An 18,322-nucleotide genomic window follows, 5' to 3' on the forward strand; every position below is an offset into this window, starting at 1 on the left:
GTCGGCGCTGACGTCCATCAGCCCGCGGAACAGCTTCTCGGGATCCTGCTCCGTTTCGACGGGATGGCGGCGGTCGACCGCACGGCTGCCCGGGGCCGCCTCGCCGGCCGTCGGGGTGGGTGGGGGCGGAGCGGGAAGCTTGCTGGGCAGCTGGCGGCCGAGGGCCTCCAGCCGCTCGCGGCTGCGGGCATCGAAGCTCATCGGGGCGGGCTCAGCTGCAGTTCAGTGTGTCGCGGGTAAGGCGACCGCTGACGGGATTGGTGCCGCTGGCGGCGGCGCAGAGGCTGGTGAGGGCATCGCCGCGCAGGGGCACGTTGGTGAAGTCGGCGCCGTCGATGCGCACCCCGCGGAACTTGGTGTTGAAGGCGAAGGCGTCATCGAGGCGGGCGTTGCGCAGGTCGGTGCCCTCGAACACGGCCGAATCCAGGGTGGCGTCCCGCAGGTCGCTGCCGCTGAGGTCGGCGTCCTGGAGCTTGGCGCCGAACAGGCTGGCGCCGCGCAGATCGGCCCCCGAGAGATCGGCGTCGCGCAGGTTGGTGAGGTTGAAGGTGACGCCGCGCAGGTCGGCGCCGTGGAAATCGGCCCCGATCAGCACCTGTTTGGCGTAGTCCATCGCCGCCGCCACCGGGAGGGGGCCGGCCAGCCACAGCAGACCGCCCAGAAGCAGGGGCAGCAGCAGGGCCAGGAATCGGGGCGGGGTCAGGGGACTCGCCATCGGGGATGGAGCGAAGGAGTTCAGCCTAGGCAAGGGCTCCGCATCCCTCCGCGGCCCCCACAGCGGTGCCGATGGGGACAGGGCGACTAGCGTGGTGCGGGTCTGGAACTCTGGCCCGTTCGCTCTCCGAATCCGTGGATGGCCCAGGACCTCCAACCCAAGGACTTGCAACCCAGGGACTCCCAACCCAGGGGTTCGCAGCGATCAGGGACCGAAGCGTTCGAGGGCCTGCTGGAGAGAATCGAGCGGCCGGCGGCCTTGGCGGATGACCAGGGGGTGATCGTGGCGGCGAACGGGGCGTTCTGCCGGCGTTCGGGTCTGGATCTGGAGGCGTTGCGCCAGCGGGGCCTGCAGGGGCTCTGCGCCGCTGAGGTGGCGCCGCTGCTGCAGGGGGCCGTGGCCAGCCTGGGCAGCGAACTGGCCGGCTCCCCGGTGGCGGATGGGGCGATTCCCCTGTCCCTCACCCGCCTGCCGCCCAGTGGCGGGACGGAAGGGGTCTGGTGTCTGCTGGAGCTGCTCGACCAGCGGGTGACCCTGGCTGACCTGGATGATCTGGTGTCCGCCCGCTACGCGGACGGGGCCGTGCTGCTGCATCTCCAGGTGCTGCAGCTCGACCTGGTGCGTGGTCGGCTGGGCATCGCCGCCTGCGAGGCCCTGATCGAGGAGATCGCCCACCGGCTGGAGGCGGCCCTTCCGGGAGGGGGCTTCTTCTCCCGCCAGGGGGGCGACCGTCTGCTGGCCCTGGTGCCGGGCGCGATGGGCATTGACGCGGTGCGGGACATGGCCGGCGCGCTGCTCGCCAGCCTGGAGGCGCCCACCACGGTGCTGGAGCACGTCATTGAGCCCTCGCTGAACGTGGGCATCAGCCGCGCCCCGGACGACGGCAACGAATTCGGCGTGCTGCTGGAGGCCGCCACCCGGGCGCTGGAGGAGACCCATCGCCAGCCGTTCCCCAGTTGCTGCATCGCCTCGCCGGTGGAGCGGTCCGTCCAGTTGCAGGAGTTGCTGGCCCGTCCCCTGGCCCTGGCGATCGAGCAGGAGCAGCTGGAACTGGCCTACCAGCCGATCATTGAGCTGGAATCCGGCCGGGTGATCGCCGCCGAGGTGCTCTGCCGTTGGGATGATCCGGTGCTGGGCCGCCAGTCCCCCGCCGATTTCATCGACGTGGCCGAGGCCACGGCCCAGATCTCGTCCCTGGGGCGCTGGGTGATGGAGCGGGCGTTCGAGACCCTGCACCGCTGGGATGGGGCCGGCCTGCAGCTGGCCAAGATCTGCGTCAACGTCTCGCCGCTGCAGGTGCAGGACCCCACCTGGAGCAGTGACCTGCTGATGGCCCTGGAACGCCACCAGCTGACCCCCGGACGCATCGTGCTGGAGCTCACCGAAGGCAGCATCCTGGAGATGTCGAACCACGTCGCCAACCAGCTGCGGGACCTCCGGCGCCAGGGCTTCGAACTGGCCATGGATGATTTCGGCACTGGCTATTCGGGGTTGCAGCGGCTCACCGAGCTGCCCTTCAGTGAAGTCAAGATCGACCGGAGCCTGATCTCCGCGATCGACTACGACCAGCTGCAGCAGGCGATGCTCAGCGCCGTGATCCGGCTCAGCGACGCCACCGGAATCATGGTGGTGGTGGAGGGGGTGGAACGCTCCCGGCAGCGCCAGATGCTGCTCACCCTCGGTTGTCGCCACGGCCAGGGCTACCAGCTGTCGGCTCCCCTTTCCGATCTGGAACTGGAGGCCCTGCTCCAGAGCCAGATCACCCCAGAGGCCTGAGCGGTCCCGTCAGGATGCACTGGATAACACCCCTGCTTCTGTCCGTGGATGTGGGGGATGGACGCTCCGTGGCCGGTCTCTCCAAGGCGATCCAGCTGTCGGTGGCGCCGGTGTTCCTGTTCACCGGCGTCACCGGGCTGCTGAGCCTGTTCAGTTCCCGGCTGGCCCGGATCATCGACCGCACCCGGGTCATTGAGGAGGCCCTCGCGAAGATCCAGGCCAAGCCGGATCACGACCCCGAGGACGGCGAGCGGCTGGAGCAGGTGCTGGCGGTGCAGCGGCGCCGCACCTTCCTGATCAACCGGGCGATCCTGGCGGTCACCGTCACCGCCCTGCTGGTGGCCGCCGTGGTGGCGGTGCTGTTCATCAGCGCGGTGGCGGCCCTCGATGTCACCGCCATCGTGGTGCCCCTGTTCGTGGCGGCCATGGGAGCCATGATCGTGGGACTGCTGCTGTTCCTGCTGGAGGTGCAGCTGGCCATCAGCCAGAACCCCCGCCGGTACTACTGAGCCCCACCGGCCCCCTGGCGCGCCGCTCGCCGGCTTGACCGCCGCCGGGAACCCTGCAGCAGCCGCTGCTTGCCGCCATGCCCCCCAGCCCCGCCCAGCGACAGGGAGCCTGGGCGGAGCAGCGGGTGCTGCGGCTGCTGCGGCTCCAGGGCTGGCAGCTGCTGGCACGCAACTGGCGCTGCCGGTGGGGGGAGCTGGATCTGGTGCTCCACAAGCCGGGACGGCTGCTGCTGGTGGAGGTGAAGGGGCGCCGCAGCGGCCGCTTGGACGGGGGGGGGATGGCCGCCCTGCGGCGTCCCAAGCGCCAGCGGCTGGAGCGGGCCTGGAACTGCTGGCTGGCGGCCCACCCCCGCTGGGAGCGGACGCCGGTGGAGCAGGTGGCGGCCCTGGTGCCGCTGCCGCCCTCGCCGGGTCCGGTGCGCTGGATCCGGCTGGGCGATTGAGTGGATCCGGGCTGGGGAGCCCGGCTCAGGGCTGGCTGGTGGCCGGAGCGGCCGGGGCCGTTGTGGCTGGAGCTGGGCTGGCCGGCGCTGTTGTGTAGAAGACCGTGCAGCGGTAGCGGGTGTTGTCCATGCCCACCTCCAGATCCTCACAGACCGTGCGGGTGATCGTGGCGCCCTTGGGCACCTGGCTCTTGGCCTGCTGGCGGGTGGCCTGACGGTCGAAGATCGATTCGGCGGTGACGCTGCCGGCCCTGGCGGGGACCGCCAGCAGGGCGAGGCAACCGGCCAGCAGGGCAACGGTCAGGCGGAAACCGCTGCGTTGGAAACCGGGGGCCATGGCGGAAGGGGGAACGCTGCTCCACCTCTAGCCAGGCCTGACGGCCCTGCAATCTGGGGAGACCTGTCGGCGCCTCCATGACCTTCAGCGGCCACCGCGCCCGCAAGCGCTTCGGGCAGCACTGGCTCACCGATCCCCAGATCCTTGATCGCATCGTGGCCGCCGCCGACCTGCGCGCTGCCGACCATGTCCTGGAGGTGGGCCCGGGGCGGGGCGCCCTGACCGAACGGTTGCTGGCCTCGCCGGCGGCATCCCTGCTGGCGGTGGAGCTCGACCGGGACCTGGTGGTGGGCCTGCGGCAGCGGTTCGGCGGCGATGGACGCTTCAGCCTGATTGAGGGGGACGTGCTCGAACTGGCCCTGCCCTGCCCCGAACGGCCCATCCCCACCAAGGTGGTCGCCAACATCCCGTACAACATCACCGGCCCGTTGCTGGAGCTGCTGGTGGGCCGCCTGGGCCGGCCGGCCCCCTGTCGCTTCGAGCGGCTGGTGCTGCTGGTGCAGCAGGAGGTGGGTCAGCGCATCCGGGCCCGGCCAGGCTCCAGTGCCTTTTCGGCCCTCAGCGTGCGCCTGCAGCTGCTGGCCCGCTGCAGCAGCGTCTGCACGGTGCCGCCCCGCTGCTTCTCGCCACCGCCGAAGGTCACCTCGGAGGTGATCGTGATCGAGCCCGTTCCACCGGAGTCCCTGCCGCCGCAGGCCCAGGCCCTGGCGGTGGACGGTCTGCTGCGGCGCTGCTTCGCCGGACGGCGCAAGATGCTGCGCACCAGCCTGGCGGGCCTGCTGCCGGCGCCGGCCCTGCTGGAGCTGGCGGCCGCCGCCGGGGTGGACCTGCAGCAGCGGCCCCAGGAGCTGGCACCCTCCCAGTGGCTCGCGCTCGCCACCGGCTTGAATCGCTCCACCAGCGCCGAATCCGGCGGAGCGTGACCCCGATGGCAGATGTGACGGTGCGGGCCCCCGCCAAGATCAACCTGCACCTCGAGGTGCTGGGCCTGCGGCCCGATGGCTACCACGAGCTGGCAATGGTGATGCAGAGCATCGACCTGGCCGACACCCTGGTGCTGCGCGCCAGCGCCGACGCCACGATCCGGCTGCGCTGCGACAACGCGGACCTGCCCACCGACGGCACCAACCTGATCGTCAAGGCGGCGGAGCTGCTGCGCTCCCGGGTCGGCCTGCCGGAACTCGGGGTGGTGATCACGCTGCACAAGCGCATCCCCATCGGCGCCGGCCTGGCGGGCGGCTCGAGCGATGGGGCCGCCACCCTGGTGGGTCTGGAGGCCCTCTGGGGTCTGGGCCTGGGCACCGAGAGGCTCCACGCCCTGGCGGCCGAGCTGGGTTCCGACATGCCGTTCTGCCTGGAGGGAGGCACCCAGCTCTGCTTCGGCCGTGGGGAGAGGCTGGAGCCCGTGCCGCAACAGCAGGTGGCAGAGCGGGCGGTGCTGCTGCTCAAGCACCCGCAGGCCAGCGTGTCCACGCCCTGGGCCTACGGCCGCTGCCGGGAGCTGCGTGGCGACTTCTACCTGGAGAGCGAGGCGGACTTCGAGCAGCGGCGCCAGGCCCTGCGCCACGGCCCCCTGCTGGCCGCCCTGGCGGACCCCGGCCCCTTGCCACCCCTGCGCAACGATCTCCAGTCGGTGGTGGCGCCGGAGGTGGAGAGCGTCCGCTCGGGCCTCGATCTGCTGCGTCGCGGCCCCCAGTCCCTGGCCGTGGCCATGAGCGGTTCCGGGCCGAGCCTCTACGCCCTCTACCCCGACCTGGCCGCAGCCGAGGCGGCCCGGAGCGCCCTGGCGGGGGAGCTTGACGCCTGCGGTTTCGCCTCCTGGTGCTGCCGTTGCGGCGGGCCCGGTGTCAGCCTGGTGACGGATGGATCCCCACCATGACGGACGAACAACCCACACCGCCGCCGCGCAAGGGACCGCTGAGCTTCCTGTCCGGCTCCCTCACCAGTGGCCTGCTGGCCTGGCTGAGCCTGGGCGTCAGCCAGCGGGTGGTGGGCTGGTATGTGACCCATCCGCCCCACTTCGATTCGGCCTTTGCCCAGAGCATCGCCACGGCGATGAAGACCCTGATGGTGGGGATGTGCTTCCTGGCCACCTTCACCTTTGCCTTCATCGGCCTGGGGTTGTTCCTGGTGTTCATCCGCAGCCTGTTGCCGGCTGAAGCGGACTCGCCTTCCTAAGCTGCCACTGCCGCCGTCCTTCCCCCCCATGACTCCCCACGACCTGGGTCTGCTGGTGGTTCTGTTGCTGCCCGGCATGCTCCTGTCGGTCCTGCTGCTCAGCACCTTCGCCGCCGGCGGCTGAGATAGGTTGGCCGCGCAAAGGCCCCCGCTCCGTGGCTGAAACTCTCCTGTTCAACGCCCTGCGCGAAGCCATCGACGAGGAGATGGCGCGCGACCCCCATGTCTGTGTGATGGGGGAGGACGTGGGCCATTACGGCGGCTCGTACAAGGTCACCAAGGACCTCTGCGAGAAGTACGGCGAACTCCGGGTGCTGGACACCCCCATCGCCGAGAACAGCTTCACCGGCATGGCCGTCGGTGCCGCCATGACCGGCCTGCGGCCGATCGTGGAGGGGATGAACATGGGCTTTCTGCTGCTGGCCTTCAACCAGATCTCCAACAACATGGGGATGCTGCGTTACACCAGCGGCGGCAACTACACCATCCCCGCCGTGGTGCGCGGTCCCGGCGGCGTCGGCCGGCAGCTCGGTGCCGAGCACAGCCAGCGCCTCGAGGCCTACTTCCATGCCGTGCCCGGCATCAAGATCGTGGCGGTGAGCACCCCCACCAATGCCAAGGGCCTGATGAAGGCCGCCATCCGCGATAACAATCCCGTGCTCTTCTTCGAGCACGTCCTGCTCTACAACCTCAGCGAAGACATCCCCGAAGGCGACTACATCTGCGCCCTCGACCAGGCCGAGGTCGTTCGTGAAGGAAAGGACGTCACGATCCTCACCTACTCGCGCATGCGCCACCACTGCCTCAAGGCGGTGGAACAGCTGGAGGCCGAGGGTGTGGATGTGGAGTTGATCGACCTGATCAGCCTCAAGCCCTTTGACATGGAGACCATCGCCCGCTCGATCCGCAAGACCCACAAGGTGGTGGTGGTGGAGGAGTGCATGAAAACGGGCGGCATCGGTGCCGAACTGATCGCCCTGATCACCGAGCACTGCTTCGACGATCTCGATGCCCGGCCCCTGCGGCTGTCGTCCCAGGACATCCCCACGCCCTACAACGGCAATCTGGAGAACCTCACCATCATCCAGCCGCACCAGATCGTCGCCGCGGCGCTCGATCTGAAGGCGGGCCGACGCTGAGATGGGACGCCAACAGGGCTGGTTCGCCCTCATCCTCGCCCTCACCATCGCCTCCGGCGCCCTGCTCGCCAATTACGGCCTGCAGCTGGGTCTCGACCTGCGCGGCGGCAGCCAGCTCACCCTCCAGGTGATGCCGGCCGGTGCCATCACCCGTGTGGACACCGAGCAGCTCGAGGCCGTCAAGGACGTGCTGGAACGGCGCATCAACGGACTCGGAGTGGCCGAATCCACCCTCCAGGCAGTGGGCAACGACCAGCTGGTGCTGCAGCTTCCCGGCGAGCAGGATCCCAGCCAGGCGGCCCGGGTCCTCGGCAGCACGGCCCTGCTGGAGTTCCGCGCCCAGAAGCCTGGCACCGAGGAGGAGATGCGGGGCCTGCTGGCCCTCAAGCGCCAGGCCGAGTCGGTGCTGCGGGCCAAGCGCCCCCCTTCATCCAGTGATGACCCCTCGGCACCCCCCCCGCCGGAAGCACCGCCCCTTTCCCCCGAGGATCTCACCAAGGCCCTCACCTCGCTCGGCATCCAGGTTCCAGCCGGGAGCAGTGAGGTCGACCAGATCGAGCTGTTGCTGCGGGAGACCAACCGCCGCATCCTCGGCCTCTACGGGCCGCCGCTGATCACCGGCAAGGACCTCACCAGCGCCGGTCGCCAGCAGCAGGCCACCGGAACGGGCTGGGAGGTGACCCTTGGCTTCAATCGTGAAGGGGGCGAGAAGTTCGCCTCCCTGACCCAGTCGATCGCCGGCACCGGCCGGGTTCTCGGTATCGTCCTCGATGGCCGCTCGATCAGCGAGGCCAGTGTCGGCGAGCAATTCAAGGTGGCCGGCATCACCGGTGGTTCCGCTTCGATCACGGGCAACTTCAGCGCCGAAGAGGCCCGCGACCTGGAGGTCCAGTTGCGGGGGGGCTCCCTGCCCTTGCCTGTGAAGATCGTCGAGGTGCGCACGGTCGGCCCATCGCTTGGGGCCGAGAACATCCGCTCCAGCCTGGTGGCGGGCCTGTCGGGCCTGGTCCTGGTGGCCGTGTTCATGGCGGTTGTGTACCGCCTTCCCGGGATTGTGGCGGTGGTGGCCCTGAGCCTCTATGCCCTGTTCAACCTGGCCATCTACGCCCTCATCCCCGTCACCCTCACCCTGCCGGGCATCGCCGGCTTCATCCTCTCGGTGGGGATCGCGGTGGATGCCAACGTGCTGATCTTCGAGCGCATCAAGGAGGAACTGCGCGGCGGCAACACCCTGATCCGTTCGATCGACACGGGCTTCTCCCTGGCCTTTTCCTCGATTTTCGACGGCCACGCCACAGGCCTGATCAGCTGCGCGGCCCTGTTTTTCCTCGGTACCGGCCTGGTCAAGGGCTTCGCCGTCACCCTGGCGATCGGTCTGCTGCTGAGCCTGTTCACCGCCCTCACCTGCACCCGAACCCTGCTGCGCCTGTTGATGAGCTATCCCGCCCTGCGGCGCCCCACCTATTTCCTTCCGGCCCGCCAGCTCCCCCCCGCCAAGCCAGCTGCGGCCCAGGCGGGTCTGGCCTGAATGACTGCCATGACCTCAGCCCCTTCCCCCCGCTTCCGCATCAGCCGCCACCGGCGCCTGGCCTGGCTGGGATCGGCCCTGGCCTGCGGGCTGAGCCTGCTGGGCCTGGCGCTCTGCTGGCTGAATCCGTCGATCCATGCGCCCCTGCGCCCCGGCCTCGATTTCACCGGCGGCACCCAGGTGCAGGTGGAGCGGGACTGTGCCCCCTGCACGGCGATCACCGCCGCCGAGATCCGCCAGGGTCTGGGCAGCCTCAACCTGCCCTCCGCCGAAGGCGATCGCGCCCCCAATCTGGGCAGTGCCTCTGTTCAGGTCCTGGATGGTGGCCGTTCCCTGCTGCTGCGCCTGCCGGCCCTCGAGGCCGAACAGAGCACGGCGCTGGTCGATGACCTGGCCAGCAAGTTCGGACCGCTGCTCAAGAGCGGCACGTCGGTGAACACGATCGGCCCCACCCTCGGCTCGCGCCTGCTGCGGGGCAGCCTCATCTCCCTGCTGGTCAGCTTCGTGGGGATCTCGGTGTACATCTCCTTCAGCTACAGCGGCATCTTCGCGGCCCTGGCCCTGCTCTGTCTGGCCCATGACGTGCTGATCACCTGTGGCCTGTTCGCCTGGCTGGGCCTTCTCCAGGGCATCGAAGTGGATTCCCTGTTTGCCGTTTCCCTGATCACGATCGCCGGCTATTCGGTCAACGACACGGTGGTGGTCTACGACCGGATCCGCGAGCAGCGCCGCACCCTGGGCGAACTTTCCCTCGTGGATCAGGTGGACGTGGCCGTGGATGCCACGCTCACCCGCTCGCTCTACACCTCGTTCACCACGCTGCTGCCCCTGGTGGCCCTGATCTTCTTCGGCGGCAGCACCCTGTTCTGGTTCGCCGTGGCTCTCACCGTGGGCATCGCCGTCGGCAGCTGGTCAAGCATCGGAGTGGCTCCCACCCTGCTGCCTGTGCTCTCCAAACGATGAGAGGTCCCGACCGTGTCGAGGGGCCCCGGGGTGGCTGGCCCATGCTCCCCGTGGTCCTGCTCGTGCTGGCCCTGATCGACCTGCGGGTTGAGTTGATGCTGCTCTGGGACCATCTCACCCTGACGTCCCTCACGGCCGCCGTGCGCTCCCATCTGCTGGCCGTGGCGGTGCTGCTCAGCCAGCCGTCCCTCTGGTATCACTACCGCCGCTATCGCGGCTGAGGGGATCGGGCTGATCGAACGCCGCGATCAGGTCAGATCCCAGCGGTCCATCACGTCCCGCACGAGCACCTCTTCGCAGGCCACCTGCAGCACCACCACCAGGGGCAGGGCCAGAAGCAGCCCGGGCAATCCCAGCAAGGCTCCAAGACTCAGCTGGGCCATCAGGGCGACGGTGGGCAGCAGGTTGACGGTGCGGCTCAGCAGCAGGGGGGTGAGCAGGAACGCCTCGCCGTTCTGCAGCAGCAGGCGCAGCACCAGCACCTGGACCACCTTCGCCGGTGAGATCAGCAGGGCGACGGCCAACGGCAGCAGGGTGGCGGCCGTGGGTCCGATGGTGGGCACAAAGGTGAGCAGACCGCAGACCAGGCCGCTCAGCAGGGCCAGCGGCACCCGCAGCAGCGCCAGGCCCGCCCAGGTGGTGACGAACACCACCGTGCCCGAGATGGTCATGCCCGCCAGCCAGCCACCGAGGGCCTCGCGGCATTCCCCCAGCAACTGTTCCATGCGCCGCCGGTAGAAGCGGGGTGTGGCGGCGATCACAAGGCGCTGATGGCTGACCGGATCGAGCGCCATCAGGATCGCCAGCAGCAGCATCAGAAGCAACTGGATGGTGCTGTTGGCGGCGCCACCGGCCACGCCGAGCAGCTGGCTACCCAGGGGCTGGAGGCGATCCCAGAGAGTGCCATCGTCCAGCTGCCGTTCCAGGTCGCGCAGCAGGGGGGTCTTGGGCACCACGTCGCCGAGGCGCTGGACCAGCTCGGGGACCAGCTGGCTGAACTGGCGGATCTGGTCGATCAGCTCCGGCAGCAGCAGATTGCCCAGGAGCCAGCCGATCACGACCAGCACCAGCAGCACCAGCGACAGGGCCGCCCCCCGGTTCAGACGGGTGAGCCGCCGCAGCAGGGAGGTGGGCACATCGAGGGCCACCGCCAGCACCACGGCGCCGAAGAGGATCAGCAGCACCCAGCGCAGCTCCCAGAGCAGCAGGAACAGCGCCACCAGGGCCAGGGCCCCGAGCAGGGTGCGTGCCTTCATGTCCGCTGGCGTTCCCGCTTCCAGGGATCGAGGATGTCATGGATCAGCAGATCCCGCAGCAGCACCTGCAGACACACCGCCAGGGGCAGGGCGAGCAGCAGGCCGAGGGGGCCGAACAGCAGGGTGAACAGAAGCTGGGCGGTGAGGGTGAGGCCGGGCAGCAGCTGGAGCTGGTGGTGCATCACCGAGGGGGTGATGACGTAGCTCTCCAAGTTCTGGATGACCACGTAAACCACCAGGACGGCCACGGCTTTCCAGGGGGCGTCCAGCAGGGCCACTGACATCGGGAAGATGGTGCTGAGCGTCGGCCCCACGTTGGGAATGATGTTGAGCAGGCCGGCCAGCAGGGCATTGGCCGCCACCAGCTTCACCCCCAGCACGGACAGGCCGATGGCCGCCAGCAGGCCCACACAGACCGAGCTGATCAGCACCCCCACCATCCAGCTGCTGAGGGCTGTGCCGCAGGCCACCAGCACCTGACGCAGGCGGCGCCGGTAGAAGGAGGGCGCCAGCAGCAGCAGGACCTCCCGGTAGCCGGTGGGTTGGGCGGCGACCATCAGGGACACCGCCACCACGAACAGGGTCTGGAGCAGACCGGCGCCGAGATTGCCGGCCACGCCCACCAGGCCGAGCGCCCCACCGCCGAGCCGGCCCAGCAGATCGGGGGGCAGGGTGGCGGGGATCGAGAGGGTGGATTTGAGCCAGTCCAGGTTGCCGTCCCTGCGGCCGTACACCATCTGTGACGCCCCCTCAAGGGCGTGGCGCACCAGCTTCAGCAGCTCGGCCCAGGCCCGCGGCACCTGCTGCACCAGCTCGCGGAACTCGGCGATGAAGGGGGGGATCACGACCGTGGCCACCAGCAGCACCACCAGCGTCACCGCCAGCAGGGCCAGCAGCAGGGCGATGGGCCTGGCCACGCCGAGGCGCTCCCGGATGGCGCCCACCAGAGTGCACAGGGCCATGGCGAGCACCACGGCGGCGAACAGAAGGATCAGGGCGTCACGCAAGCTCCACAGCAGCAGCAGTGCCGCCAGCAGGGCGATCAGGCCCAGCCACTGGCCGAACTTCAAGCCTCCTCCTGGCCCTCCTCGGCCGGCTCGTCACCCTGGCCGGCAAACCCCAGGCCATGGCCGTCGGCGTAGCGCTGGGCGAAGCGCATGAAGCGCTCGAAGTCGGCGGTGCTCTTCCAGGTGTAGGTGGCTTCCAGGGCGCTGGCCTTGCCGTTGACGAAGCGGGCCTTCACCTCCCGGGTGACCATCTCGCCCTCCTCATCGAGCATGAACATGCCGGTGATGTCGCCCACGGCCTGGGGGGCCAGGGCCTCGGGCTCCTCGAACACGAAGGTGGCCTGGCCGGTGCGGCCATCCCGTGACCTTGTCAGACGGATGTCGGGCACGACCGTCTCGTCCACCCCGCGGAAGAACTGAATGGCGGCGGCCATGGCACTCGCAGAAAAGGGGACTTTAGGCAGACCCTGTCCCGGATCCCCCTGCGGCCGTGCCCAGCGGCCCTGACATAGTGGATTCCACCATGCTGCCTCTTCGGCTGGTCGTCTGCCCATGCTCTCCGGTCCACCGGTTTCCAGCACCGTCGATGCCGAACAGCTGCTGGAGCGCTTCCTGGCAGGCTCGGTCCGTCAGCGCCGCAGCCTCCTGGGCCCCCTCGTGCAGGCCGGCTCCGACCTGCTGGATCGGATCCCGGACCGGCTCGACCGGCTCGATGCCACCGGCGACGACTGGGCCGCCGGGCATCTGATCCAGCTGCTGCTGGCGTCGGGGGACACGGCCCTGCAGCAGGGGTGGCTGGCGCGCCACCCCGACGGCTGGCTTGCCGTCGCCAGCGTCGCCGGCCTCGACTACGCGCCGCTGCAACGGCATCTGATGCGGCAGGCCTTCGAAGCGGCCGATCGCCTCACCAGCGAGCACCTGCGCCAGCTGGCCGGGGAGGCGGCCGTACTGCGCGGCTACGTCTATTACAGCGAGGTGGCGGCGATGCCAGCCACCGACCTGACCAGCCTCGACCGTCTCTGGTGCAGCTACTCCCAGGGGCGTTTCGGCTTCTCGGTCCAGGCCCGCCTGCTGCAGGTGTGTCAGGGGCAGTGGGATCGGCTCTGGCCCCGGCTCGGCTGGAAGAGCGACGGCACCTGGACCCGCTACCCGGGCTCCTTCCAGTGGTCGCTGGAGGCGCCGGAGGGCCACATGCCCCTGATCAACCAGCTGCGGGGCGTGCGGTTCATGGACGCGGTTCTGCAACATCCCGCCATACAGGCCCGCCTGGGGGAGGCGCCGGTCGGGCGCGCGCGTTAGGTTCCGGTGAGGCGAACTGGAATTCCTGCTGCATGCAGCTCCGCTGGGCCGACTACATCACCCCCTCCACCCTGCAGCTGGCCCCGCTGGTGGAGTTGCTGCTCGAACCCATTGGCTGCGCGCTTCGCCAGGCGGAGCTGCAGCTCGGTCTGCAGGAGGCTCTGGTCAATGCCGTGCGTCACGGCAATGGCTGTGATCCCGACAAATGCCTGAGGGTCCGCCGCATCGTCACCCCCCGCTGGGTGGTCTGGCAGGTGCAGGACGAGGGCCCCGGGCTGCCGCCCCATGCCCGCCGCAGTGCCCTTCCCTGCCAGCAGGACGCCCCCTCCGGCCGGGGCCTGTTTCTGATTCATCACTGCTTCGATGACGTGCGCTGGAGCGGCCGGGGCAACCGGCTGCAGCTGGCGGCACGGCGGGCGGTGGTCAGCGACCGTGGGCCGGACAGCCCGGATCGCTGATCTTGGCCCGCAGCCAGGCCTGGGCGTTCTCCAGCAAAGCGATGGCGCTGCGCCGACCTTCGCTGGCCGCACCGGCGGCCGGTTGATCGGCGGCCAGAAGCTGCACCAGGGCGGCCGCCACCTGTTCGGCCGCCCGGCGGGAGCGCTGGTGCTTGAGGGCATGCCAGTCGCGATCGCCGATGCTGAGCTGGCGATGCAGGCGTTCGGCCAGGGGCAGGGCCTCCGGCGGCCACGTCCGGTGCGACGGGATCGAAGCCTCGGACGGAGACGCCGTTTCGGCTGGAACGCTGGTGGCTGCCACTGGACGATCGAAGCGCAGTGGTCCCATCCTGTCGTTCCAGGTCCCGCCCTGTCGAACGCGTCAGCATGAGTCTCCCCCAGCGCCCCCGTCGCTCCCCGCCACCCGGACTGCTGCACCACCTGGCGGCGGTGCTGAGCCTTGCCGGCCGTCCGGGGGCGGTGGCCCCCACGGGCGTCACCCTGCGGCGTCGGCGGCAGAAGCTCGAGCTGGCCCAGCGGCTGCTGGATCCCCTCCCCGACGCCCTGCTGCCCAGCAGCCGGCACGGCGAACGGTTCTGGACAGCCCTGCGCTGGGGGGGACTGGGGCTGCTGCTGGCCTGGCTGCTGCGTCCCTGAGTCAGACCATCGGGTCGCTGGCGAACTCAAGGGGATGGGGCCGTTGCTCCAGCGCCTCCAGCTCCAGGCGTTTGAGAGCGATCCAGTCGTCGAGCAACTCCTGGCTGAACACGCCACCGGCGAGGAGGTAGTCATGGTCGGCGGCGAGGGCCGCCAGGGATCCGCCGAGGTCGGTGGGCAGACCGGCGCCATGGGACGGGGCGGCACCGGCGGCGGGTGCCAGATCGCTGGGGGATCCGGGGTCGCTCTGGCGGCGCACGCCATCGAGCCCGGCCATCAGCATGGCCGCCAGGGCCAGATAGGGATTGGCCAGACCGTCAGCCTGCCGCAGCACTAGCCGCCGCTTGTCGGGGTCGCTGCCGCTGTCGGGAACGGCGACCACCGTCGAGGGGTCGTTCCTGGCGTAGGTCAGGCGGGTCGGGGCTTCGGGGCCGCTGCGCAGCCGTCGGTAGCTGTTGATGCCGGGGTTGGTGAAGGCGGCCAGGGAGGCGCCATGGCGCAGCAGCCCACCCAGGTACCAACGGGCGGTCTGGGACAGGTCGCCGTAGGTGCCTTCGCCGCTGAACAGGGGCTGGCCGGCCCTCCAGAGGCTCTGGTGCACCGCCAGGCCGGCGCTGATGGGCTCAGGCGTGGGACTCGGCAGCACGGTGGCGCTCCAGCCGTGGCGCCGGGCGACGTGACGCAGCACGTAGCGGCTGACCATCAGGGCATCGGCGGCCCGCAGTGGATCGGCGCTTCCCAGGGTCAGCTGCTGCAGGGACCCCATCGCTGCTGGCTGGCTCAGGCGGGCCCGCAGGCCCAGGGCCGCCAGGGTGAGCAGCAGCTCGTTGCGGAGCGCCTCCGGGGCGTCCGTGCCGTTGACGACCCGGCAGCCACAACCCTGGGCATCGCCGTGCCAGGCCAGCTCGCTGAACAGGAAAAAGTCCTGCGTGAAGCCGAAGCGGGCCGCATCGGCCAGACCGCTGCCGGCCAGCAGGGCCAGGGCGCGGCCGGCCAGGGAGCGGGGGCAGTGGCGAAGGTTCGCCGCCGCCGCCGCCGGCGCCTCAAACGACGCCACCAGGCTCAGGGTTCGGGGGGAAAGGAAGGGGTCGATCCAGGCGGTGCCGGGGTCCGGATGCAGGACCAGACCGCTGCCAAGGCTGCCGAGGCCAAGGCTGTCGAGGCCAAGGCCCAGCTGAAAGGCCCCGTCGCCGAACTGGTGGGCCTCCAGGCCGAACCCATGCCAGCGCCCCTGCAGGTCACTCACCTTGATGTCGATGCGCTCGATGCCGTCCTCCCCGAGGCGGCGCAGGACGTCCTGGGCGGAGGTGGCCATGGCGGTGGGCGGATGGGAAGGCTGCCGCCACGATGGTGCCCCCCGGTCGGGTTGGTGGCCGCGTAACCGTTTCTGTCAGATTCCCCAGAACCAGCCGCAGGACAGGAATCTGGCGGATTGCGAGTGCTACCTTCCGCTGCAGGTGCGTCGATCCGTTTCGTCCATGCGAGATGCCATCACCGGTCTGATCGGTCGCTACGACCAGCTGGGCCGCTATTTCGATCGTTCCGCGATCGATCGGATCGATGCCTATTACGGCCAGGCGGAGTTGCGACTCGCCGCCGTCGAGCTGATCAATCGGGAAGCGGCCGTCATCGTGCGCGAGGCGGCCCAGCGCCTCTGGCTCGAGGATCCCGAACTGCTCCTCCCCGGTGGCAACGCCTACACCACCAGGCGCCTGTCGGCCTGCCTGCGCGACATGGATTATTTCCTGCGCTACGCCAGCTATGCCCTGGTGGCCGACGATTTCACCATCCTCGACGAGCGCGTTCTCAACGGCCTCGATGACACCTACAAGAGCCTGGGTGTTCCCACCGGACCGACCGTCCGCAGCATCGCCCTGCTCGGTGAGGTGATCGCCGAGATGCTGGCCGATGCCGGCCTGGTGGACACCGGCCTCGTGCGGGCCCCCTTCGAGCACCTCTGCCGCGGCCTTGCCTCCAGCAACGTCCGCGCCCGCTGAACGGCCGTTCCCTAGTCTCAGCTCACTTCTGCCGCTCCGCCAGGTCTTGCCTCTTCCCCCAGTGCCTCCCACCGTCAGCAGCACCCACAGGCTCGCTCTGGATCCCATCGCCACCCCGGAGCGGCTGCTGCTCGGTCCTGGCCCTTCCAACGCCCACCCCACGGTGCTGCAGGCCCTGGCCCGGATGCCGATCGGGCACCTCGATCCGCTCTACATCGAGCTGATGGGTGAGGTGCAGGAGCTGCTCCGCTACGCCTGGCAGACCGACAACCGGCTCACCATCCCGATGAGCGGCACCGGCAGTGCCGCCATGGAAGCCACCCTGGCCAACACCATCGAGCCCGGCGACAAGGTGCTGGTGGCCGTGATGGGCTACTTCGGCCAGCGCCTCGTCGACATGGCCGGCCGCTACCGGGCCGACGTCGTCACGATCGAGCGGCCCTGGGGAGAGGCCTTCGATCTGGCCGAACTCGAAGCCGCCCTGATCACCCACAGACCCGCCATCCTGGCGATGGTCCACGCCGAAACCTCCACCGGTGTGTGCCAGCCGATGGACGGCATCGGCGCCCTCTGCCGGCAGCATGACTGCCTGCTGCTGCTCGACACCGTCACCTCGCTTGGGGCGGTGCCTCTCCACATCGATGCCTGGCAGGTGGACCTGGCCTACAGCTGCAGCCAGAAGGGGCTCAGCTGCCCCCCCGGCCTGGGTCCCTTCACGATGGGTCCGCGGGCCGAGGCCAAGCTGGCCTCCCGCTCCGGCAAGGTGCCCAACTGGTATCTCGATGTCTCCCTGCTCAAGCAGTACTGGGGCAGCGACCGCGTGTACCACCACACCGCGCCGGTGAACATGAACTTCGGCATGCGGGAAGCCCTGCGGCTTCTGGCCGAAGAAGGGCTGGAGGCCGCCTGGGCGCGCCACCGCAGCAATGCCGAGCGCCTCTGGGCCGGCCTGGAGCGGCTGGGCCTCGAACTTCATGTCAGCGAGCCCCTGCGCCTGCCCACCCTCACCACCGTCCGCATCCCCGAGGGGGTCGACGGCAAGGCCTTCAGCCGCCACCTGCTCGACGGCTTCGGCATCGAGGTGGGCGGTGGGCTGGGGGATCTGGCCGGCAAGGTGTGGCGCATCGGCCTGATGGGCTACAACAGCACCCCCGAGAACGTCGACCGCCTGCTCGCCATCTTCGCGAGCGAGCTGCCCGCCTTTCAGGCGTCCCCTGCCGCTGTGGCCGCCGCCATCGCCTGACGGGCCAGACGCTTCTGACGGAACCACTCCTCCAGTTGCTGGCCGGCCAGCTCGCCCCGCACACCGCCCCGCACCGCCATGTGGTGGTGGGCGCTGGGGTGGCTGGAGAGGTCGAGGCTGCCGCCAAGGGCACCACGCTTGGGATCGGCGGCGGCATAGATCACGGTGCCCACCCGCGCCTGGATCAGGGCACCGGCGCACATCGGACAGGGCTCGAGGGTCACCAGCAGGGTGCAGCCGTTGAAGCGCCAGTCGCCCCTCGCCGCGGCGGCCCGCCGCAGGGCCAGCAGTTCGGCATGGCCCAGGGGATCCGCCCGTCGGTGGCGGTGATTGCTGCCCCACCCCACGCAGCGGCCGGCTTCATCCAGTAAGGCGGCCGCCACGGGGATCTCCCCCCGGTCCCCGGCCGCCCCGGAAAGCCGCAGGAGCCGGTCCATCCACAGCAGGCTGACGGCGTCACTCACCATCCTTTCCTTCTAGCCATCCCTCCGCCAGGGCAGGCGCCAGAATGCCGTAGCCCCCACAGTCGCCGTTGGCCAGCGTCCCCCCCGCCCACCGGCCAGCGCCGTCCCCTCCGCACTTCGGCGCCTTTGCCGATCCTTTTGCGCCGGACCCGGCCCTGGAAGAGGTCCTGCAGCAGGCGTCCGGACTGCTCTGCCGCTGGCTGGGCCAGGCCGGCCACGGCACCCCCCTTCCCGGGCTGAGTGTGCTGCCGGCGGTGGAACCGGAGCCGGCGGGACTGGGAAGCGACAGGCTCCTGGCCGACCTGCTGCTGGTGATGGAAGGGGCCTACAACCCCAACCACCCCGGCGCCCTGGCGCACCTCGATCCGCCCCCC

Annotated in this window: 23 protein-coding genes and 2 pseudogenes; 16 read left to right on the top strand and 9 right to left on the bottom strand. The window is 69.9% G+C overall.

Annotated elements, in window-relative coordinates:
* Both KBZ04_RS04100 and KBZ04_RS04105 read right to left on the bottom strand, forming a co-directional pair.
* A pseudogene (locus KBZ04_RS04100) lies at nt 1-201 on the bottom strand (hypothetical protein); the annotation flags it as partial.
* Nucleotides 202-211: 10 nt separating this feature from the next.
* Entirely contained in the window at nt 212-715 is a 504-nt protein-coding gene (locus KBZ04_RS04105) for a pentapeptide repeat-containing protein (protein ID WP_315860050.1), read from the bottom strand.
* Between the two features lie 138 nt (nt 716-853).
* Between KBZ04_RS04105 and KBZ04_RS04110 the strand changes: the two genes are divergently transcribed.
* From KBZ04_RS04110 to KBZ04_RS04120, 3 genes are all read left to right on the top strand, one after another.
* Nucleotides 854-2,491: a putative bifunctional diguanylate cyclase/phosphodiesterase gene (locus KBZ04_RS04110; RefSeq protein WP_254990638.1), complete on the top strand. Its 1,638-nt coding sequence runs from the start codon at nt 854-856 to the stop codon at nt 2,489-2,491.
* Between the two features lie 14 nt (nt 2,492-2,505).
* Complete coding sequence (locus KBZ04_RS04115; protein ID WP_254990639.1) at nt 2,506-3,000, top strand: DUF2721 domain-containing protein; 495 nt, start codon at nt 2,506-2,508, stop codon at nt 2,998-3,000.
* Between the two features lie 77 nt (nt 3,001-3,077).
* Nucleotides 3,078-3,443 carry a YraN family protein gene (locus tag KBZ04_RS04120; protein ID WP_254990640.1) on the top strand — a complete coding sequence of 122 codons (366 nt, stop codon included), beginning with the start codon at nt 3,078-3,080 and terminating at the stop codon, nt 3,441-3,443.
* Nucleotides 3,444-3,468: 25 nt separating this feature from the next.
* On the opposite strand, the gene KBZ04_RS04125 is transcribed toward KBZ04_RS04120, so the two are convergent.
* Nucleotides 3,469-3,780 carry a hypothetical protein gene (locus KBZ04_RS04125; RefSeq protein ID WP_254990642.1) on the bottom strand — a complete coding sequence of 104 codons (312 nt, stop codon included), beginning with the start codon at nt 3,778-3,780 and terminating at the stop codon, nt 3,469-3,471.
* A gap of 77 nt (nt 3,781-3,857) precedes the next feature.
* Between KBZ04_RS04125 and rsmA the strand changes: the two genes are divergently transcribed.
* The 7 genes from rsmA to KBZ04_RS04160 all read left to right on the top strand — a co-directional run bounded on the left by rsmA (nt 3,858) and on the right by KBZ04_RS04160 (nt 9,809).
* On the top strand, nt 3,858-4,703 hold the full coding sequence (rsmA, locus tag KBZ04_RS04130; protein WP_254990644.1) for a 16S rRNA (adenine(1518)-N(6)/adenine(1519)-N(6))-dimethyltransferase RsmA: 846 nt from the start codon (nt 3,858-3,860) through the stop codon (nt 4,701-4,703).
* 5 nt (nt 4,704-4,708) lie between these two features.
* Nucleotides 4,709-5,659, top strand: a complete 951-nt coding sequence (gene ispE, locus KBZ04_RS04135) for a 4-(cytidine 5'-diphospho)-2-C-methyl-D-erythritol kinase (protein ID WP_254990664.1) — start codon at nt 4,709-4,711, stop codon at nt 5,657-5,659.
* Complete coding sequence (locus KBZ04_RS04140) at nt 5,656-5,958, top strand: DUF3082 domain-containing protein (RefSeq protein ID WP_254990646.1); 303 nt, start codon at nt 5,656-5,658, stop codon at nt 5,956-5,958. Before ispE ends, KBZ04_RS04140 begins: the two co-directional genes overlap by 4 nt.
* 155 nt (nt 5,959-6,113) lie before the next feature.
* Nucleotides 6,114-7,097 (top strand): pyruvate dehydrogenase complex E1 component subunit beta, encoded by a 984-nt coding sequence (locus tag KBZ04_RS04145; protein WP_254990647.1) that lies wholly within the window; start codon nt 6,114-6,116, stop codon nt 7,095-7,097.
* A gap of 1 nt (nt 7,098) precedes the next feature.
* A complete protein-coding gene (gene secD / locus KBZ04_RS04150; protein ID WP_254990648.1) occupies nt 7,099-8,625 on the top strand; it encodes a protein translocase subunit SecD in 1,527 nt (508 codons plus the stop codon).
* 9 nt (nt 8,626-8,634) lie between these two features.
* Nucleotides 8,635-9,588, top strand: coding sequence for a protein translocase subunit SecF (secF, locus tag KBZ04_RS04155; RefSeq protein WP_254990649.1), 954 nt, complete (start codon nt 8,635-8,637; stop codon nt 9,586-9,588).
* A 41-nt stretch (nt 9,589-9,629) separates the two neighbouring features.
* Nucleotides 9,630-9,809 (top strand): hypothetical protein, encoded by a 180-nt coding sequence (locus tag KBZ04_RS04160; RefSeq protein ID WP_315860053.1) that lies wholly within the window; start codon nt 9,630-9,632, stop codon nt 9,807-9,809.
* Nucleotides 9,810-9,836: 27 nt separating this feature from the next.
* On the opposite strand, the gene KBZ04_RS04165 is transcribed toward KBZ04_RS04160, so the two are convergent.
* Genes KBZ04_RS04165 through psb28 form a run of 3 tightly spaced genes read right to left on the bottom strand, consistent with a single transcriptional unit; the run spans nt 9,837 to nt 12,285 of the window.
* Nucleotides 9,837-10,844, bottom strand: coding sequence for an AI-2E family transporter (locus KBZ04_RS04165; RefSeq protein WP_254990652.1), 1,008 nt, complete (start codon nt 10,842-10,844; stop codon nt 9,837-9,839).
* Nucleotides 10,841-11,914, bottom strand: a complete 1,074-nt coding sequence (locus tag KBZ04_RS04170) for an AI-2E family transporter (protein ID WP_254990653.1) — start codon at nt 11,912-11,914, stop codon at nt 10,841-10,843. The genes KBZ04_RS04165 and KBZ04_RS04170 overlap by 4 nt, the downstream gene beginning before the upstream one ends.
* Nucleotides 11,911-12,285 (bottom strand): photosystem II reaction center protein Psb28, encoded by a 375-nt coding sequence (gene psb28 / locus KBZ04_RS04175; protein ID WP_254990655.1) that lies wholly within the window; start codon nt 12,283-12,285, stop codon nt 11,911-11,913. Before psb28 ends, KBZ04_RS04170 begins: the two co-directional genes overlap by 4 nt.
* 118 nt (nt 12,286-12,403) lie before the next feature.
* Here psb28 and KBZ04_RS04180 point away from each other — a divergent pair, with 118 nt between their 5' ends.
* Nucleotides 12,404-13,150: a GUN4 domain-containing protein gene (locus KBZ04_RS04180; protein ID WP_254990656.1), complete on the top strand. Its 747-nt coding sequence runs from the start codon at nt 12,404-12,406 to the stop codon at nt 13,148-13,150.
* A gap of 32 nt (nt 13,151-13,182) precedes the next feature.
* On the top strand, nt 13,183-13,608 hold the full coding sequence (locus tag KBZ04_RS04185) for an ATP-binding protein (RefSeq protein ID WP_254990657.1): 426 nt from the start codon (nt 13,183-13,185) through the stop codon (nt 13,606-13,608).
* On the opposite strand, the gene KBZ04_RS04190 is transcribed toward KBZ04_RS04185, so the two are convergent.
* Entirely contained in the window at nt 13,574-13,909 is a 336-nt protein-coding gene (locus tag KBZ04_RS04190; RefSeq protein ID WP_315860054.1) for a DUF6439 family protein, read from the bottom strand. The two genes, KBZ04_RS04185 and KBZ04_RS04190, sit on opposite strands and share 35 nt — an antisense overlap.
* A 65-nt stretch (nt 13,910-13,974) precedes the next feature.
* On the opposite strand from KBZ04_RS04190, the gene KBZ04_RS04195 reads away from it, so the two are divergent.
* Nucleotides 13,975-14,244 (top strand): hypothetical protein, encoded by a 270-nt coding sequence (locus tag KBZ04_RS04195; protein ID WP_254990658.1) that lies wholly within the window; start codon nt 13,975-13,977, stop codon nt 14,242-14,244.
* 1 nt (nt 14,245) lies between these two features.
* Here KBZ04_RS04195 and KBZ04_RS04200 read toward each other — a convergent pair whose 3' ends face one another.
* Nucleotides 14,246-15,559, bottom strand: a complete 1,314-nt coding sequence (locus KBZ04_RS04200) for a glutamine synthetase family protein (RefSeq protein ID WP_254990659.1) — start codon at nt 15,557-15,559, stop codon at nt 14,246-14,248.
* Nucleotides 15,560-15,722: 163 nt separating this feature from the next.
* Between KBZ04_RS04200 and KBZ04_RS04205 the strand changes: the two genes are divergently transcribed.
* Nucleotides 15,723-16,241 carry an allophycocyanin subunit beta gene (locus tag KBZ04_RS04205; protein ID WP_254990660.1) on the top strand — a complete coding sequence of 173 codons (519 nt, stop codon included), beginning with the start codon at nt 15,723-15,725 and terminating at the stop codon, nt 16,239-16,241.
* A gap of 46 nt (nt 16,242-16,287) precedes the next feature.
* A complete protein-coding gene (locus tag KBZ04_RS04210; RefSeq protein ID WP_254990661.1) occupies nt 16,288-17,484 on the top strand; it encodes a pyridoxal-phosphate-dependent aminotransferase family protein in 1,197 nt (398 codons plus the stop codon).
* Here KBZ04_RS04210 and KBZ04_RS04215 read toward each other — a convergent pair.
* The gene (locus tag KBZ04_RS04215; RefSeq protein WP_254990662.1) at nt 17,445-17,951 is read right to left on the bottom strand and encodes a nucleoside deaminase; all 507 of its coding nucleotides are present in this window, start codon (nt 17,949-17,951) and stop codon (nt 17,445-17,447) included. The two genes, KBZ04_RS04210 and KBZ04_RS04215, sit on opposite strands and share 40 nt — an antisense overlap.
* A 65-nt stretch (nt 17,952-18,016) precedes the next feature.
* Between KBZ04_RS04215 and KBZ04_RS04220 the strand changes: the two are divergent.
* Nucleotides 18,017-18,322: pseudogene (locus tag KBZ04_RS04220) on the top strand (aspartate aminotransferase family protein); the annotation flags it as partial.

Source organism: Cyanobium sp. N5-Cardenillas (genome assembly GCF_024345515.1).
In the GTDB taxonomy this organism is placed as follows: domain Bacteria; phylum Cyanobacteriota; class Cyanobacteriia; order PCC-6307; family Cyanobiaceae; genus Cyanobium.

Bases quoted from the DNA above. Each gene is read 5' to 3' on its own strand.
- KBZ04_RS04160 (WP_315860053.1), top strand. From the start codon at position 9,630: ATGCTCCCCGTGGTCCTGCTCGTGCTGGCCCTGATCGACCTGCGGGTT.
- secD (WP_254990648.1), top strand. From the start codon at position 7,099: ATGGGACGCCAACAGGGCTGGTTCGCCCTCATCCTCGCCCTCACCATC.
- KBZ04_RS04105 (WP_315860050.1), bottom strand. From the start codon at position 715: ATGGCGAGTCCCCTGACCCCGCCCCGATTCCTGGCCCTGCTGCTGCCC.
- KBZ04_RS04195 (WP_254990658.1), top strand. From the start codon at position 13,975: ATGAGTCTCCCCCAGCGCCCCCGTCGCTCCCCGCCACCCGGACTGCTG.
- KBZ04_RS04110 (WP_254990638.1), top strand. From the start codon at position 854: ATGGCCCAGGACCTCCAACCCAAGGACTTGCAACCCAGGGACTCCCAA.
- KBZ04_RS04120 (WP_254990640.1), top strand. From the start codon at position 3,078: ATGCCCCCCAGCCCCGCCCAGCGACAGGGAGCCTGGGCGGAGCAGCGG.
- KBZ04_RS04115 (WP_254990639.1), top strand. From the start codon at position 2,506: ATGCACTGGATAACACCCCTGCTTCTGTCCGTGGATGTGGGGGATGGA.
- KBZ04_RS04215 (WP_254990662.1), bottom strand. From the start codon at position 17,951: ATGGTGAGTGACGCCGTCAGCCTGCTGTGGATGGACCGGCTCCTGCGG.
- ispE (WP_254990664.1), top strand. From the start codon at position 4,709: ATGGCAGATGTGACGGTGCGGGCCCCCGCCAAGATCAACCTGCACCTC.
- KBZ04_RS04165 (WP_254990652.1), bottom strand. From the start codon at position 10,844: ATGAAGGCACGCACCCTGCTCGGGGCCCTGGCCCTGGTGGCGCTGTTC.
- rsmA (WP_254990644.1), top strand. From the start codon at position 3,858: ATGACCTTCAGCGGCCACCGCGCCCGCAAGCGCTTCGGGCAGCACTGG.
- KBZ04_RS04185 (WP_254990657.1), top strand. From the start codon at position 13,183: ATGCAGCTCCGCTGGGCCGACTACATCACCCCCTCCACCCTGCAGCTG.
- secF (WP_254990649.1), top strand. From the start codon at position 8,635: ATGACCTCAGCCCCTTCCCCCCGCTTCCGCATCAGCCGCCACCGGCGC.
- KBZ04_RS04140 (WP_254990646.1), top strand. From the start codon at position 5,656: ATGACGGACGAACAACCCACACCGCCGCCGCGCAAGGGACCGCTGAGC.
- KBZ04_RS04205 (WP_254990660.1), top strand. From the start codon at position 15,723: ATGCGAGATGCCATCACCGGTCTGATCGGTCGCTACGACCAGCTGGGC.
- KBZ04_RS04125 (WP_254990642.1), bottom strand. From the start codon at position 3,780: ATGGCCCCCGGTTTCCAACGCAGCGGTTTCCGCCTGACCGTTGCCCTG.
- KBZ04_RS04200 (WP_254990659.1), bottom strand. From the start codon at position 15,559: ATGGCCACCTCCGCCCAGGACGTCCTGCGCCGCCTCGGGGAGGACGGC.
- psb28 (WP_254990655.1), bottom strand. From the start codon at position 12,285: ATGGCCGCCGCCATTCAGTTCTTCCGCGGGGTGGACGAGACGGTCGTG.
- KBZ04_RS04180 (WP_254990656.1), top strand. From the start codon at position 12,404: ATGCTCTCCGGTCCACCGGTTTCCAGCACCGTCGATGCCGAACAGCTG.